Source organism: Paenibacillus sp. FSL P2-0089 (genome assembly GCF_038595095.1).
Lineage (GTDB): Bacteria > Bacillota > Bacilli > Paenibacillales > Paenibacillaceae > Paenibacillus_AQ > Paenibacillus_AQ silagei.
In genome coordinates, this window is sequence record NZ_CP152006.1 from 3,142,329 (window position 1) to 3,158,249 (window position 15,921).

15 protein-coding genes are annotated in these 15,921 nt (G+C 52.8%); 12 read left to right on the forward strand and 3 right to left on the reverse strand.

The window, feature by feature from the left end; genetic code table 11:
* Positions 1-9 precede the first annotated feature (9 nt).
* Positions 10-1,386, reverse strand: a complete 1,377-nt coding sequence (gene gdhA, locus NST69_RS12885; RefSeq protein WP_339257461.1) for an NADP-specific glutamate dehydrogenase — start codon at positions 1,384-1,386, stop codon at positions 10-12.
* A gap of 274 nt (positions 1,387-1,660) precedes the next feature.
* Here gdhA and NST69_RS12890 point away from each other — a divergent pair, with 274 nt between their 5' ends.
* From NST69_RS12890 to mnhG, 8 genes are all read left to right on the forward strand, one after another.
* Positions 1,661-2,323, forward strand: a complete 663-nt coding sequence (locus NST69_RS12890; RefSeq protein WP_342549497.1) for a DUF2625 family protein — start codon at positions 1,661-1,663, stop codon at positions 2,321-2,323.
* 222 nt (positions 2,324-2,545) lie between these two features.
* Positions 2,546-3,154: a hypothetical protein gene (locus NST69_RS12895; protein ID WP_076077653.1), complete on the forward strand. Its 609-nt coding sequence runs from the start codon at positions 2,546-2,548 to the stop codon at positions 3,152-3,154.
* A gap of 66 nt (positions 3,155-3,220) precedes the next feature.
* Positions 3,221-6,085, forward strand: a complete 2,865-nt coding sequence (locus NST69_RS12900; RefSeq protein ID WP_342549498.1) for a Na+/H+ antiporter subunit A — start codon at positions 3,221-3,223, stop codon at positions 6,083-6,085.
* Complete coding sequence (locus tag NST69_RS12905) at positions 6,085-6,420, forward strand: Na(+)/H(+) antiporter subunit C (protein WP_036729053.1); 336 nt, start codon at positions 6,085-6,087, stop codon at positions 6,418-6,420. The genes NST69_RS12900 and NST69_RS12905 overlap by 1 nt, the downstream gene beginning before the upstream one ends.
* Positions 6,417-7,898, forward strand: coding sequence for a Na+/H+ antiporter subunit D (locus NST69_RS12910; RefSeq protein ID WP_342549499.1), 1,482 nt, complete (start codon positions 6,417-6,419; stop codon positions 7,896-7,898). Before NST69_RS12905 ends, NST69_RS12910 begins: the two co-directional genes overlap by 4 nt.
* 2 nt (positions 7,899-7,900) lie before the next feature.
* The gene (locus NST69_RS12915) at positions 7,901-8,380 is read left to right on the forward strand and encodes a Na+/H+ antiporter subunit E (protein ID WP_342549500.1); all 480 of its coding nucleotides are present in this window, start codon (positions 7,901-7,903) and stop codon (positions 8,378-8,380) included.
* Positions 8,377-8,670 (forward strand): Na(+)/H(+) antiporter subunit F1, encoded by a 294-nt coding sequence (locus NST69_RS12920; RefSeq protein WP_209873390.1) that lies wholly within the window; start codon positions 8,377-8,379, stop codon positions 8,668-8,670. The genes NST69_RS12915 and NST69_RS12920 overlap by 4 nt, the downstream gene beginning before the upstream one ends.
* Complete coding sequence (gene mnhG / locus NST69_RS12925; protein WP_076077665.1) at positions 8,645-9,034, forward strand: monovalent cation/H(+) antiporter subunit G; 390 nt, start codon at positions 8,645-8,647, stop codon at positions 9,032-9,034. Before NST69_RS12920 ends, mnhG begins: the two co-directional genes overlap by 26 nt.
* A 67-nt stretch (positions 9,035-9,101) precedes the next feature.
* On the opposite strand, the gene NST69_RS12930 is transcribed toward mnhG, so the two are convergent.
* Positions 9,102-10,355 carry an MFS transporter gene (locus NST69_RS12930; RefSeq protein WP_342549501.1) on the reverse strand — a complete coding sequence of 418 codons (1,254 nt, stop codon included), beginning with the start codon at positions 10,353-10,355 and terminating at the stop codon, positions 9,102-9,104.
* 174 nt (positions 10,356-10,529) lie between these two features.
* Complete coding sequence (locus tag NST69_RS12935; protein WP_342549502.1) at positions 10,530-11,411, reverse strand: LysR family transcriptional regulator; 882 nt, start codon at positions 11,409-11,411, stop codon at positions 10,530-10,532.
* Positions 11,412-11,509: 98 nt separating this feature from the next.
* On the opposite strand from NST69_RS12935, the gene NST69_RS12940 reads away from it, so the two are divergent.
* The 4 genes from NST69_RS12940 to NST69_RS12955 all read left to right on the forward strand — a co-directional run bounded on the left by NST69_RS12940 (position 11,510) and on the right by NST69_RS12955 (position 15,921).
* Positions 11,510-13,369, forward strand: a complete 1,860-nt coding sequence (locus tag NST69_RS12940) for an FAD-dependent oxidoreductase (RefSeq protein ID WP_342549503.1) — start codon at positions 11,510-11,512, stop codon at positions 13,367-13,369.
* A 79-nt stretch (positions 13,370-13,448) separates the two neighbouring features.
* A complete protein-coding gene (locus NST69_RS12945; protein ID WP_340953314.1) occupies positions 13,449-14,561 on the forward strand; it encodes a metallophosphoesterase in 1,113 nt (370 codons plus the stop codon).
* A gap of 120 nt (positions 14,562-14,681) precedes the next feature.
* Positions 14,682-15,068, forward strand: coding sequence for a GntR family transcriptional regulator (locus NST69_RS12950; RefSeq protein WP_036729029.1), 387 nt, complete (start codon positions 14,682-14,684; stop codon positions 15,066-15,068).
* A complete protein-coding gene (locus tag NST69_RS12955) occupies positions 15,058-15,921 on the forward strand; it encodes an ABC transporter ATP-binding protein (protein WP_036729026.1) in 864 nt (287 codons plus the stop codon). The genes NST69_RS12950 and NST69_RS12955 overlap by 11 nt, the downstream gene beginning before the upstream one ends.

Below are 15,921 nucleotides of genomic sequence, written 5' to 3' on the forward strand. Positions count from 1 at the left end.
TATAACAGGTTACACGATACCCTGCGCCAGCATGGTATCGGCAACCTTCAGGAACCCGGCGATGTTGGCGCCGGCAACCAGGTTACCGGCGACGCCGTAATCCTCTGCTGCTTGAACAGTACTACTGTAGATATTTTTCATAATGACTTGCAGCTTCTCGTCCACCTCTTCGAAGGTCCAGGACAGACGCATGCTGTTCTGGCTCATCTCCAGGCCCGAGACCGCTACGCCGCCGGCATTGGCGGCCTTGGCAGGAGCAAACAGCACCTGGTTCTCCAGGAACAGCTCCACCGCTTGGAGAGTGGTCGGCATATTGGCACCTTCACCGATGGCCTTAACTCCGTTCAGAATCAGCGTCCGGGCGGATTCCAAATCCAGCTCGTTCTGCGTGGCACACGGCAGAGCGATGTCGCAAGGCAGGCTCCAGATTCCGCTACAGCCCTCAACATACTCGGCATGCGGGTGCTCCTTCACATATTCGCTGATGCGCAGGCGCTCTGTTTCCTTCAGTCTTTTGACGGTAGCCAGATTGATGCCCTGAGGATCATGAATGTAACCGTTCGAATCACTGCAGGCAATCACGTGGGCTCCCAGCTGCTGAGCCTTCTCAATAGCATAGATGGAGACATTCCCGGAACCGGAGATGACCACCTTGCTGTCCTTGAAGCTTGCTCCGTTCGATGACAGCATCTCTTGCACGAAGTATACACAGCCATAGCCGGTAGCTTCCTTGCGTGCCAGACTGCCGCCATAGAGCAGCCCTTTTCCGGTAAGAACACCGGCAGCATGCCCGCCGTGAATCCGTTTGTATTGGCCGAACATATAGCCGATCTCGCGCGCGCCTACACCGATATCCCCTGCAGGAACATCTGTATCCTGTCCAATGTGGCGGTACAATTCCGTCATGAAGCTCTGGGTGAAGCGCATAACCTCTTGATCCGATTTATCCTTGGGATCGAAGTCGCTGCCGCCCTTGCCGCCGCCCATGGGCAGGCCGGTCAGCGAGTTTTTGAAAATCTGCTCGAAGCCCAGAAACTTGATAATTCCGAGATAGACGGAAGGGTGGAAGCGCAGGCCGCCTTTGTAGGGACCGATGGCACTGTTGAATTGAATGCGGAAGCCGCGGTTAACCTGGGTATTACCGGCATCGTCCACCCAAGGGACACGGAAGGAGATGCTGCGCTCAGGCTCAACCAGCCGCTCGAGAATCCCGTGCTTCATATACTGCGGGTGGCGGGTCAGAACGGGGGTGATACTCTCCAGGAATTCCTGGACAGCCTGGTGAAATTCTGGCTCATGCGGGTCGCGCTTCTGGACCTCTGCATAGATCCGCTGCACGTATTGCACAGCCTCATTTGATACTTCTGACGTTAGTGTAGGAACGATGGACACTTTGGCAAGCACTCCCTGTCTGATTGTAATTCGGGCTATCCCGTATTAATTAGAATTTAAAAGAATTCTATAAAACCTGACATCAATTTGCCAATCAATTATTTTTGGCATAGTCATTAAGAAATTCTATGAACCTCACATAATATGCCAGCTATATGCGGCAGAATGTTAATAAACCTCTGGTCAATTCAGGATTGCAGTTCCCACTGAATAGGGTATATATAAATATTGGAAACAGCATAATGCATTGAGAGAGAGGCGTAAGCATATGCACTTATTATCTGTAGCAGAATTGGTAGATGTGGAGAACCACGCCTGGGAAGAGATCAGGGAGCTGCTGAGTCAGGGATCGCGCACCTACCGGCTGGAGGCGGCAGAAGCGGAACACGCGGTACAGACGCTGGTCCGCTTGCAGGTCAGCACGAAATCCTATCTGGGAGCGATAGCCTACGAGACAGGAGGAATCGTGTTCGAGCATGGCTGGATTACGCTGCTTGGCGCGGGAGCCGAAGGCATCTTCGGAAGCCTGACCTCATGGAATGGCCTGTCTACAGCGGACAATATTCCTCCCCTGCCGGGAATTCTAATTGTGGCCTATGATGCGGCCGGCGGCTTCTTCGGCCTGGATACGGGGCGGTTCGGGCAGACGGGTCATATCTATTATTATGCCCCGGATGTCCTGAAGTGGGAGACAACGGAGCTAACCTATTCGGGCTTCATCGGCTGGCTGGCAGAAGGGGACCTGGATCTGTTCTACGAAACATTCCGCTGGGTGGGCTGGGAAGAGGAGATCCAGCAGCTTGAACCGGGCCAAGTGATGGGCTATTACCCGCCGCTGTGGACGAAAGAAGGCAGCGGTTCTGCCAGCAGCAAAGCGCCGTTCTCTATTCTGGAGGCCTGGCATTCAGCGAGAAGTGCGGGCACGGAATGAAGAAGAGTAATAGAGCAGACGGAGCGGCAGCCGCCGGGAACAAACGCTTCTGTTTTGTCCAAGTCTTGTCCGTAAACTTTACAAACAGCATCGGAATAGATATAATTTAGGTATAACTTTCAGGGTTTGAAACAACAGAAAGGGGCCTAACGCCATTAGGCTCCTTTTGTATTTCCGGCCCATGTTAACAGGAGGGCGAAAGTCATTCACAAGGAAAAGATTATGGTATGTGTTCATTACGGCCCGCATGGCGAGCGTTTGATCCGGCGTGGAGTCCAGTTATCCGAGTTGATCGGGGCACCGCTGTATGTGCTCAATGTGGATAGTTCAGACAGTGATGAATATAATCAAAGCAAAGAAATGTATATGGCGGTCTGGAAGCGTCTGGCTGAAGAAGCCGGTGCTGAATTCATGGTGCGCAAGCGCCGCGGCCGCAAGACAACGGATGTGATCGTTGAAGCGGCAGAAGAACATGAAGTCACTCAGGTTATCATCGGGCAATCGGCCCAGACCTTATGGCAGGAGCTGACTAAACGCAACTTCGTCAATGAACTGATCAGCAAGATGAAGATGATGGATCTGCATGTAGTTGCAGTTCAGCGTATGCGCGCCGGTCTTGAAGAGACCCATGAAGAAGGGGTAACCGCTTATTTGGTGAAGAACGAGGGAATGTATCAGCTCAGCGATGAGCCGGAAGGTACAGACTTCATTAAAGGGAAATACTTCCACGAATTGCACACCGAGTTTGAGAATGGCTTGTTCAAAATTGAGCAAGATGGTAAAGCAAGATATTTGCATATCTGTGAAGGGAACTTGGCCGATCCGCTATAACCGGTCTTGTTGTCAGGAAGTAAGTACCAGTGTTCACAACCTATACCACTGAAGGGAAAAGGAGGCTTGCCTTTGCTGCATATAACCGTTCTTGTTCCGTTTCTTATGGCCCTGATGATAGCGCTTCTACGCGGGAGGGTACGCAAGCTCCATAGAGGATGGCTTGTACTGGCCGCACCGCTGATGTTATTTATCTACTTCTTTACCCGTATTCCGGTCATCAAGGGAGGGGATCTCGGATATGAAACATTGTCATGGATTCCTTCCCTTGGGATTGATCTGGTCTTCCATCTGGATGGATTAAGCCTGCTGTTCGCCTTGTTAATCACGGGAATGGGCACCCTGGTCTTTATCTATTCCATCTTTTATCTGGACAAACGCAAGGAAGAGCTGACTCCATTCTATGTGTATCTGCTGCTGTTCATGGGAGCTATGCTGGGAGTCGTCCTATCCGATAACCTGATGGTGTTATACGGATTCTGGGAGCTTACGAGTGTCTCATCCTTCCTTCTGATTGCCTACTGGCACCGGAGACAGAAATCACGCTACGGCGCGCAAAAGTCGATGCTGATCACTGTCTTCGGCGGTCTGGCGATGTTCGCAGGCTTCCTGATGCTGTATGTGATGACAGGTACCTTCAGCATCCGCGAGATCTGGAGCCAGGTGGGCGACATCAGCGGACAAACGCTGTTCATCCCCGCAATGCTGCTTATTCTGCTGGGTGCCTTCACCAAATCGGCCCAGTTTCCGTTCCACATCTGGCTGCCTGATGCAATGGAAGCGCCGACTCCGGTCAGTGCGTATCTGCATTCAGCAACCATGGTCAAAGCCGGTTTATATCTGGTAGCACGGTTCAGCCCGGTGTTTGCGGGGCAACATGAGTGGTTTTGGATAGTGTCGGGCGTCGGCCTGATCACCTTGATCTATGGATCGATCCAGGCGATGAAGCAGACGGACCTGAAGGCTCTGTTAGCTTATTCTACAATCAGCCAGCTCGGTCTGATTATGGGATTACTCGGCATGGGATCGGCAGCTTCCTTTTATACAGGGGAACAGGCTGTATTCTATACCGCCGCAACAACGGCAGCACTCTTTCATTTAATTAATCATGCCATATTCAAAGGTTCGCTCTTCATGGTGGTCGGAATTGTCGACCATGAGACGAATACCCGTGATCTGCGCAAGCTGGGGGGGCTGGTGTCTCTGATGCCGGTAACCTTCACATTAGCGCTGATCGGCAGCTTCTCAATGGCGGGTCTTCCGCCGTTTGCCGGATTCCTGAGCAAGGAAATGTTCTTCACGGCTGTGCTGAATATCAGACAGCTGGATATCTTCAGCCCCGGGGCCTTCTTTACCATATTCCCGGTGCTGGCGTGGATTGCAAGCATATTTACCTTTGCATACAGCATGATTATGGTCTTCCATACCTTCTTCGGCAAATATCAGCCGGAGAAGCTGGACAAAAAACCGCATGAAGCGCCCTTCGGCCTTCTGCTTCCGCCGGTAATCCTGGCACTGCTGGCCGTTATCACCGGCTTCTTCCCCAACATCTTGTCCAAGACACTGATCGTTCCGGGGATGAATGCCATTCATCCGGAGCTTGCAGCCAGCTCGCCTTTTTACGTCAACATCTATTTCTGGCACGGGTTCACCGCCGAGGTCTGGATGACGCTGGGCGTGATCCTTCTCGGGATTATCGTATACCGCGTATATGGCCGGTTCAGCCTTGTGGATAAGGAATGGCGCAGCGGCCTCACGCTGACACAGGTATATGACGGGAGTATCCGGCTCGTGGAGGGACTGTCCCGTGCGGTGACAGGGCTATACATGACCGGTTCGATGCGTCATTATCTGATGTATATTTTCACCCTGATTATCGCCGTAGTAGGCGGTACTATGCTGTATTCGGAGGGCATTACGTTTGGCCAGGGGAGCTACGCTCCAGTCACCTTCTTTGAAGTTGTTGCCGTACTGGTCCTGCTGACCGGTGCGCTCGCCATACCATTCGCGAAGTCCAGAGTCTCGGCGATTCTGCTTACCGGAATGGTCGGTTACATGGTGACGCTATTGTTCATCCTGTTCCGCGCACCCGATCTGGCCCTCACCCAGATGATTGTTGAGGTGGTCTCGGTCACGCTGTTCCTGCTCTGCTTCCGGCATCTGCCGAAGCTGAAGCGGGAGAAGGTCAAGCTGCGGGTCAAGGTGCCGAGGCTGATCATCGCCTTAGGCTTCGGGATTACGATGACGCTGGTGGCGCTGGCCGCGCTAGGCAGCAGTCCGTTCGAGTCTATCTCAACCTACTATGTGGAGAATAGTTACAAGCTTGGCGGCGGCAAGAACATTGTCAATGTGCTGCTGGTGGACTTCCGCGGCTTCGATACCATGTTCGAAATTACGGTGCTGGGTCTGGCGTCGCTGGCCATCTACTCGATGATCAAGCTGCAGCTGGAGCAGGATCATACGCCTGTTCTGACTAGAAACAAACCGGAGGAGAGCTCGCGCCGCTATACCCGCAGCAATGATGTATTGCTGCAATCTGTGGCAAAGGTAGCCTTCGTGATCATCATCACTTTCTCCCTGTATCTGTTCTTCGCGGGTCATAACCAGCCGGGCGGCGGCTTTATCGGAGCCCTGATGGCTGCTGCGGCGCTGGTGCTGATCGCGATTGCCTTCGGTACGGAGTTTGTGGAGAAGGTGCTGCCGGTCGATTACCGCAAGTTAATCGCAGTCGGGATTATGATTGCTTTTCTCACCGGAATCGGTTCCTTTGTCTTCGATGCTCCGTTCCTGACCCAGGCCTTCGGTTACTTTGAACTGCCGGTCATGGGCAAGACGGAGCTAACCACGGCGATGCTGTTCGATCTCGGAGTCTACCTCTCGGTGATTGGTGTCACGATGAATATTATCTTTACGATCGGGAGGGATAACTAATGGAGATCCTTATTGCCCTGGCGATCGGTGTCTTGTTTACCGTAGGTGTCTATCTGGTCCTGTCCAAAAGTCTGCTCCGCATCCTGCTCGGGACGACGCTGCTGACTCACGGCGTTCATCTGCTGCTGCTGACGATGGCGGGCCTGAAGACGGGCGCTTCACCTCTGCTTGGCGAGAAGGCGGACAGTTATGTCGATCCGCTGCCGCAGGCGCTTATCCTGACTTCCATTGTAATCAGCTTTGGGGTATCCGCGTTCTTCATCGTTCTGGCCTACCGGGCTTACCGCTCGGCGGGAACGGATGATGTGGAAGGAAGCAAGGGGGAGAGACCATGAACAACCTGCTGGTACTGCCTTTGCTGATCCCGGCCTTTACGGCGGTCATCCTGATTTTTCTCAAGGAACGAATTAAGCTGCAGCGTATCCTCAGTGCCATCAGTGTGCTGGTGAACATCGCAGTAGCGCTTATCATTATATACCAGGTCCATACGGATGGGATTCAGACGCTGTATATGGGAGGCTGGATTCCGCCTTACGGCATCGTCTTCGTAGCTGATATGTTCGCAGCGCTGCTCGTCTTGACGGCTGCGGTGGTAGGGGCAGCTTGCCTGTTCTTCTCTTTTGCAAGCATTGGTGAGGAGCGGGAGCGGTTCTACTACTATACATTCTTCCATTTCCTGCTCACCGGTGTGTTCGGCTCGTTCCTGACGGGTGACCTGTTCAACCTGTTTGTCTGCTTCGAGGTGCTGCTGGTTGCCTCCTACGCCATGATTGTTCTGGGTGGAACCCGGATACAGCTGCGCGAGACGCTCAAGTATATCCTTGTCAACGTAATTTCCTCCACCTTGTTCGTAGCGGCGATTGCTTATCTGTACGCAGCGACAGGCACGCTTAATATGGCTCATCTGGCCATCCGTGTCGGAGAGGCCGGGCAGGGTGGAGTCATGAATGTGATTGCCGTACTCCTGCTGCTGGTGTTCTCGCTCAAAGCAGGCCTGCTGCTGTTCTTCTGGCTGCCGGATTCGTACAGTGCTCCTCCGCAGGCGGTAAGGGCATTGTTCGGCGCACTGCTTACCAAGGTGGGGCTGTATGCCATCACCAGAACGTTCTCACTGATTTTTGTCCATGATATGGGCCTGACCCATTCGCTGATCGGCTGGATGGCAGGGGCCACTATGATTCTTGGAGCCATAGGGGCACTCGCCTATAATGATCTAAGCCGGATCTTTAATTATAATATTGTCATCAGTGTCGGCTTCATCGCTTTCGGTATCTCTGTGGCTACCCAGGATTCGCTGAGCGGGGTCGTATTCTATCTGATGCATGATATGGTTGCCAAGGCACTGCTGTTCTTCCTGGGCGGGCTGATTGTCGCAGCTTCGGGGACGGAGCAGCTGAGGCTGATGGGCGGTCTGATCCGCCGGTATCCGTGGACGGGCTGGATGTTCTTCGTCCTGACGCTGGCGCTGGTCGGCGTCCCTCCGCTTAGCGGTTTTGCCGGGAAGGTCATGATGGTCCGCAGCGGCTTCGGAGAGCAGCATACCGCGCTTGCGCTTATCGCTCTGGCTTCCAGCTTCGTCGTCTTGTATTCGCTGATCAAAGTCTTCCAGCAGGTATTCTGGGGAGGCGAGAAGAGCGATGAAGAAATCCGTCCTCTGCGCTACAAAGCTATGATGGTACCGGCTGCGGCGCTGTTTGTGCTCGTCATCCTGATGGGCATCGGCGCCGAGTGGGTGAACGGCTATGTGGGGCAGGCCGGCGCAGTCCTCGCTGATCCGGCAGCGTACATTAATGCTGTCATAAGGAGTAGATGAAGATGGCCTTTCAAATATTATTGAATCTCATGATCGCCTTCCTGTGGATGTTCCTGAATAATGACTGGACGGCCTCCGGCTTCATCATCGGTTATGTGCTGGGGGTGGCCGTGCTGGTGGTTATGCGGCGCTTCTTCGACGCACGGCTATATCTGGGCAAAATATGGGCGATTCTGAAGCTGGTGGCCTTGCTGCTGCGGGAGCTGGTGGCATCCAGTTATGTAGTGGTGAAGGCGGTTCTTCGCCCGAATCTCAATATTCGCCCGGCTATCCTGATGTACCATACGGAGCTGGAATCGGACTGGGAGGTGGCGGTGCTGATCACTATGCTCTGCCTTACGCCGGGTTCCGTCGTGCTGGAGGTGTCCAAAGACAACCGGACCTTATACATTCATGCCATGGACATACAGGATGTGAAGCAGTTCGATGCGAATATCCGTAATACCTTTGAACGCGCGATTCTGGAGGTGACCCGTTCATGATTCAATCGATTCTTATGGTGGCGCTGTCGATCATGGTCATCTCCATTGCTATCTGTGCCTGGAGGCTGGTCAAGGGGCCGTCACTGCCTGACCGGGTAGCCGCACTCGATACCATCGGTATCAATCTGCTGGCGATGGTCGCCGTCCTCTCGGTCCTGTTCAAGACGCAAGCCTATATAGAATATATTCTGCTGATTGGAATCCTCTCTTTTATCGGTACGATGGCCTTGGCCAGATATATCGAAAGGGGGGTGGTGTTTGAACATGGACCTGATCAAGACGGTCATTGAGTATGTGTTTGTCCTGCTGATTCTGACCGGAGCCTTGCTTAGCGCAGTCAGCTCTGTAGGTCTGATCCGCTTGCCCGATGTCTACTTAAGATCACATGCCGCCGCCAAAAGTGCTACGCTCGGTGTGCTCTGTGTACTCAGCGGCGCATTCCTCTATTTCGCCTTCTTCCTCGATTTCATCAGTGCGAAGCTGCTGCTTGGAATCGTGTTCGTATTCATGACTTCTCCGCTCTCCGCTCATCTGACCGGCCGGGCGGCTTACCGCTCCGGTGTTCCGCTCTGGAGCCGCCGCGTCCAGGATGATCTCAAGGAGGCGCTGGAGAAGGAGCAGGAACAGGTGAAGACCGATTCATCCTCATCATAGATTAGTATAAAAGCACAAACAGGGATGCTCAACGGCCGTAATTGGTCCGAGGGGCATCCCTGTTTGCTTACTGCTGAGCTTGCTGCGGAACAGTGTCTTTGTATGCCGTCTGTCTGCGGTACAGGTGCAGCAGCACATACGAGGCAACGAACGCTGCGGTTACCAGCCACAGCGGAATTCTCGGGTCGAGCTTGTATGCCCAGCCCCCGATAATACCCGCAGGTGCGGTGAATACCAGGATCAGGACCGACAGCATGGAGAAGACCTTGGCCCGCTTCTCATCATCAATAGCGTTCTGCACGGCTGCCTCCAGATAAGGCGAGCTGATCATCAGGCCTACGGCTGCCAGAATGGTGCTCAGCCCGATCCAGACGAAGCTCGCTGATGGGTATAGAACCAGCATGGCATTCGACAGAGCAGATAAGCCGAAGCCTGCCTTCATGGCTCGGCTTTCGCTCTGATCCGGGATTCTAGGCATCAAGAGCCACAGGGTCAGCAGCATGATGACAGAGGACACCGCCGGGAACATAGACAGGATGCCGCTGTCCAGCTGGATGTAATCTGCCAGATAGAGGTACAGGTAGGTGCTTTTCAGCGTAGCCTGGAAGTTGAACAGAATGTATACGCCGAAGATCAGCAGCAGATTGCGCTCAGCCCCCAAATCACGGAAGGCGCCGCCGTATTCAATCATACTCTCTCTAAGGCCGAGCTCCCGGGTCTCCTGCCTTTTGCGGATGCCTGCCTCGGTCTCCCGGGTAGTCAGATGACGGCCCACGAACTGGAAGGTCATGAAGAGGAAGGCCAGCACGTACATGATTCTCATGCCCGTGACCATTCCATACTGGTGGACAAGCAGACCGCCCAGCGGTGCGAACAGGCCTCCGATCACCCCGATGATCTGCAGTAATGTGAATACATAGGTCCGGTCAGAGGGTCGGGTATCTTCAACTATCAGGCAGTAAAAGGCGATATGCGGCACACGCTGGAAGCCGTTAATCACTGCAGCTGCGGCGAAAAACCACAGGTTCTGTGAGAAGGCCCATAACAAGGTGGCGAGGCTCCAGCTAAGCAGGTCAAAGTACAGAATAGCTCTTTTGCGTCCTAGCCGGTCTGTTAAGTATCCGCTGAGCAAAGAGGAGAATACCTGTACTAAGAGTCCGATGGTTGTTATCCAGCCGATGTTCAGCTCGGTCAATCCAAGCTCATACATGTACAGGGTGGCATAGGTAGAGAACATGCTGTAGGGAATCAGGAAAAAAGGCTCAAAGGTCAAGCAGCCCCGGCTGTTTCCCTCCAGCCGCGGAAAGAAAGGTTTTGCCATGATGAAATCCTCCAGGGAACCGTTTCAGGTCAGGTTATTTTCCATTATGGAATAGATGCTTTCTATATTGGAATTGTTTGTATGGCGACCGCGCGTTTAGAATGTAATCATGCCTTGGCGCCTTAGGTACATTTTATTTCCGAAGGAGAATGTGAAATTTGTTACAATGCAAGTTCAGGATGATGATTGAATTACATAGTCAATAAATGCCGAGATGCTGTCTGTATTCTGTTTATTCTTGGGATTCACCATGGCAAACGAGCTAAGAACCGGATCGGCCAGCGGCACGATGCTAAGCTTGGGATGATCCACATAACGGGCAATCTGATTCATTAGCAGGGTTACGCCGAGATTCTCGGCGACGAGCTCCATAATAGTCTCAATCCGGCTGTTGGTGAAGAGTACCTCAGGCGTGAAGCCGGCCTTGCGGCACTCTTCCACACAGGTAGTATATATACCCGAAGTCGAGTTAAGCAGAATGAATTTGTCGGTCTGCACCCGGGCCAGCTCCACGGAGGCTTGATCTGCCAGGGGATGATCCTTGGAGACCACCAGTACTAAGAAATCATCCACCAGCGGATGCACCTCGGAGAGCCCCTCGGGAATATAGTTAGTTCGCATGAACGCTACATCCACCTCGCCATTGCGGAGCATGGATACAATGATATCATTTTCTTTTTCAATCAGATGCAATTTGATATGCGGATACATTCCTGTAAACCCGGCTATGATTGAAGTCATGCCATATTGTGACATCACGGGAATGGTTGCAATGGATATATGGCCTGTTTCGAGCAGCTCATGCTTCTTCATGTTCGATATCATCTCATTGTAATTGGCCAGAATCTTCTCGGCATATAATACGAAGTCTTCTCCGGCAGGCGTCAGGCTGATCGTCCGTGTCCTTCGGTCGAACAGCAGGGTGTTCAGCTCGCCTTCCAGGGATTTGATCTGTTTGGATATCGCGGATTGGGTGATGCACAGCTCATCCGCTGCGCTGGAGAAGCTCAGATATTTACGAATTGTCAAAAAATATTGAAGCTGTGCAATAGTCATGAGTGATCATCCTATCTGAAGGTATAGTGGGTTCTGAAGTATAGTGGCGTATCGCGACCTTTATATATTAACAAAAATGGTTCCAAGAAGGAGTACAAATGAGAAAAAAGAATGTAAAGAAGATGCTGTCGGTTATGCTGTTGGTGTCATTGGTGATCTTATCTGTGGCAGGATGTTCAGGTACAAAAAATGAAGATAGTTCTAAAGATGCCGGGGGCATCACCTATAAGGCCGGAACCTATACAGGATCTGCGGACGGGAAAAACGGTGCGGTGCAGGTGGAAGTTACCTTCTCGGAGCATGCCATCGACGCTGTGAAGGTAGTGAATTTCAAGGAGACCGAAGGGGTCAGTGACGCATCCGTTACCAAGATTCCGAAGGCTATTGTCGATAACCAGTCCTTGAAGATTGATGCCGTCTCCGGGGCAACCGTCACCAGTGATGCGATCCTGGCCGCCGTCGCCGATTGCGTAACCCAAGCCGGTGCAGATCCGCTGGTTCTGAACAATGATGTGAAGAAAGTGGAATCGACCGAGGTAGAGGACTTGACGACAGATGTAGTCGTCATCGGCGGCGGAGCAGCAGGCATGTCCGCTTCCCTGCGTGCAGATGAGCTTGGACTGAAGACCATCCTGCTGGAGAAAATGACTTATATCGGCGGGGCCATCTCGATTAGCGGCGGCAATCAGGTGGTTGGACTTTCCAAGCTTCAGCAAGAAGCTGGAGTTACCGACGACAGTGCCGACAGCATCGTGACGGATTTCCTTGCCAACGGGGGCAATAAGAACGTTGCCGAGTTATTGAAGCTGTTCGCAGCCAACGTCGGGCAGACTACAGACTGGCTGAATCAATATGTGGGGATTAAATACGATATGGCAGGCGGATTGCATAAGCTGGCAGAGTACAGTCATGACCGGGAGCTTGCCTACGATCAGGGCGGACCCGGATTCGCCAAGCAGGCCCGCCAGAAGGTCGAAGAGTCGGGTGTGGAGCTGCACCTGGAGACCAGAGCAGAGAAGCTGGTTACAGATGATAGCGGGGCTGTTACAGGTGTCGTTGCCAAAGACGGCACCGGGAAGACCTACAATATTACAGCTAAGGCAGTGATTATGGCTACCGGAGGTTATGGTAATAATAAAGACCTGCTCTCCGATCAGTTAAAGACCGCTCTATACTATGGTCCGACCTCCTCGACTGGAGACGGAATTGTAATGGCCAAGGGTGAAGGCATCGATGCCGCAACCCGCCTGATGGAGTACGGGAAACGTTACCCCAATGGAGTTGAGGTATCTGAGGGAATTGCAAAATCTACCATTGTCGGCAATATCGCTGCATTCAAAAAGAGCGGAATTCTGGTGAATAGTGCCGGAGATAGAGTAGTGAATGAGAAATCCAGTAATCGCAGCATTCTGGAAGTGGAACTTACGCAACAGAATCAGATGCTATACTTGCTGATGGATCAGGCAACCTTCGATGTGTTCAAGACCAGTCTGGGCGAAGCAGGAATCTCAAAGGGTGATATTGAGACATGGCTGAAGAACAATGGTTCAACTAAGCCGTATTTCTTCCATGCCGAGACGGCTGAAGCGCTGGCAACGGCTGCCGGAATGGATGCTGGTGCGCTGCAGAACACCATTAACCGCTATAACGGCTTCGTTAAGGCCGGCAAGGATGAGGACTTCGGGCGTTCAGCGGATTACATGAAGGAAGCCATTGGATCAGGCCCTTACTATCTGGTAGAGCAGAAACCGCGTTTCGCTACAACCATGGGGGGATTGGTTGTGAACGCGGACTTTGAAGTCCTGAACACGAGCAGCCAGATTATCTCCGGACTCTATGCAGCAGGCGAGGTTGTTGGCGGTGTCATGGGAGATGACTCCCCCTCTGGCGCCAATAATGCCTGGGCATTGACCTCCGGGAAGCTGTCAGCAGAGGCAGTGGTTGATAAGCTTAAATAAGCCCGGCTGTCCCTATAGTGGAAAAGACCAAGGTGCCATGAGATAATATGTTATCCGAAAATTAGATAAGGTGGTTAACATGTTTATCATCATTGGGCTAGTATTCATTGCTTTATACGCGTTAATTGTCTTCTATATTGGCTGGAGCGGCTGGGGCTGGATCAAGCCGGTCGTCTCCGGACGGTTCAGGCTGTTCTACATCATTGCGCTGATCTTCCTGGCCAGCTCGCTGATCCTCTCCAGAGTGGTGGCGGGGTCAGCGGTCTTAAGCGTCATTGGCAGTTACTGGCTGGCCGTATTCAGCCTGCTGCTCATGCTGCTGCCGCTAGTGCACCTTATGGTCTGGCTCACGAAGCTGGTCAGGCTGCCACGCCGTGCCGTTCAGAAGTGGTCCGGTATTCTAACACTGGTGGCGCTGGTGAGCCTGCTCGGGTATGGAAGCTATAATGCATACAGCCCGGTTGTGCGTTCCTACGAGGTACAGATTGACAAGCCGGGTCCGGCCAGCGGTAAGCTTCATATCGTGATGGCTTCGGATATGCATTTCGGGTATTTATCCGGCAAACGCCATGCGGAGCGGATGGTACAGGAGATTAACGCCTTGCACCCCGATCTAATATTGCTCCCGGGCGATATCGTGGATGATGATGTCAGGCCGTATAAGGAGAAGGGACTCGGCGCTGTGCTGGCGAAGCTTGAAGCTCCGCTCGGAGTGTATGCTTCCCTGGGGAATCATGACCGGTTCAAGGGCGGGACGGAGGAGATCATCAGCCTGCTGAAGGAGAGTGGGATGCAGGTGCTCTATGATGAAGACGTCGAGGTCGGCGGCTGGCTGACGCTGATTGGACGGAAGGACTACAGCGATAAGGAGCGGGCCAAGCTGGCTGATCTGACCAAGGACATAGATCATTCCAAGCCGGTGTTCATGCTGGAGCATCAGCCGGTGGAGTTCGGGATTGCGCAGGAGCAGGGCGTTGACCTAATGGTCTCCGGCCATACCCACCGCGGGCAGATCGCGCCAGCCAACCTGATCACTTCCAGAGTGTTCGAGAATGACTGGGGCTATCTGCAGAAGGGGCAGCTTCATACCATCGTGTCTTCAGGCTATGGCTTCTGGGGTCCGCCGATCCGCATCGGGTCGCGCTCGGAGGTAGTGTCCATTCAAGTGCAGTTTTCTAACGTAGACCAGTAAGTTGACAGGGCTGACCCGAGACGGGTTAGCTCTTTTTTTGGATAAAGATTTACAAATACCTGTAGATCTGCTATATTGTACTGGTACAATAAGTACACTGTTCACGCAAGGAGGCAGCGTGTGGAGATCATCATCAGTAGTAACAGGAACAAGCCCATTTATGAGCAGATCACCTCGCAGATCAAAGGCAAGATTATGAGCGGAGAGCTTCAGGCAGGAGATCCCATACCTTCGATGCGTGCCTTGGCCAAATCCATTCAAGTCAGTGTCATCACCGTACAGAAGGCGTATGAGGATTTACAGCGCGACGGCTTCATTGAGACTACGGTTGGCCGGGGGAGCTTCGTTTCCGCCGTGAGCCAGGCCCTGTTTCAGGAAGAGCAGCAGAAGCAAGTGGAGGAGCATCTGATCACAGCGGCCGAGATCGCCCGCGCAAGCGGAATCAAACTGGAAAAGATGGTGGACATGCTGACTGTCTTTTATAAGGAGGGTAATCATGAATCTTAGTTTGGAAATCACCGGACTGACCAAGTCCTATGCCGACTCCGGCTTTATGCTGGATAATGTATCATTAGCAATTCCCAGCGGAACCATTATGGGGTTCGTGGGTGAGAATGGAGCAGGGAAGACGACAACAATCAAGTCTATTCTGAACACGGTTCAGATCGACAGCGGTACAATCCGGCTGCTGGGCAAGGAGATGAAGGATGAAGACACCGCCTTGCGCGAAGACATCGGCGTTGTTTTGGACTCGGCCAATTTTCCGGCGGTGCTGACTCCGGTGAAGCTGGGGAAGGTCATGCGCGGTATCTATAAGCAGTGGGATCAGGAGGTCTATGTGAAGCTCACGGAGAAGTTCGGCCTGCCTATGGACCGCAGGATCAACGGGTTCTCACGGGGCATGACGATGAAGCTTGCCATAGCCGCCGCCATGTCGCATCATCCCAAGCTGCTGATTCTCGATGAGGCTACCTCGGGACTCGACCCCATTACCAGAGAGGAGATTCTGGAGGTATTCCTGGAGTTCGTTGAGGACGAGCATCACGCCATACTGATGTCTTCTCATATCACAAGCGATCTGGAGAAGATCGCCGATTATATCACCTTTATTCATCAAGGGAAGATCATTCTGACTGCGATGAAAGATGAGCTGATCTATGACTACGGCGTGGCCCGCTGCACCAGCGACCAGTTCCGGCGTATTGCTGAAGGTGACAGGCTGGCTTACCGGGTGAAGGAGCATCAGACCGATGTGCTGGTGAAGGACAGAAGAGGCTTCGGGCAACAATACAGCGGGATTACGGTGGATCAGGTATCCATTGATGAAATTCTGCTGCTTCTGGTAAAGGGGGAGAACTAA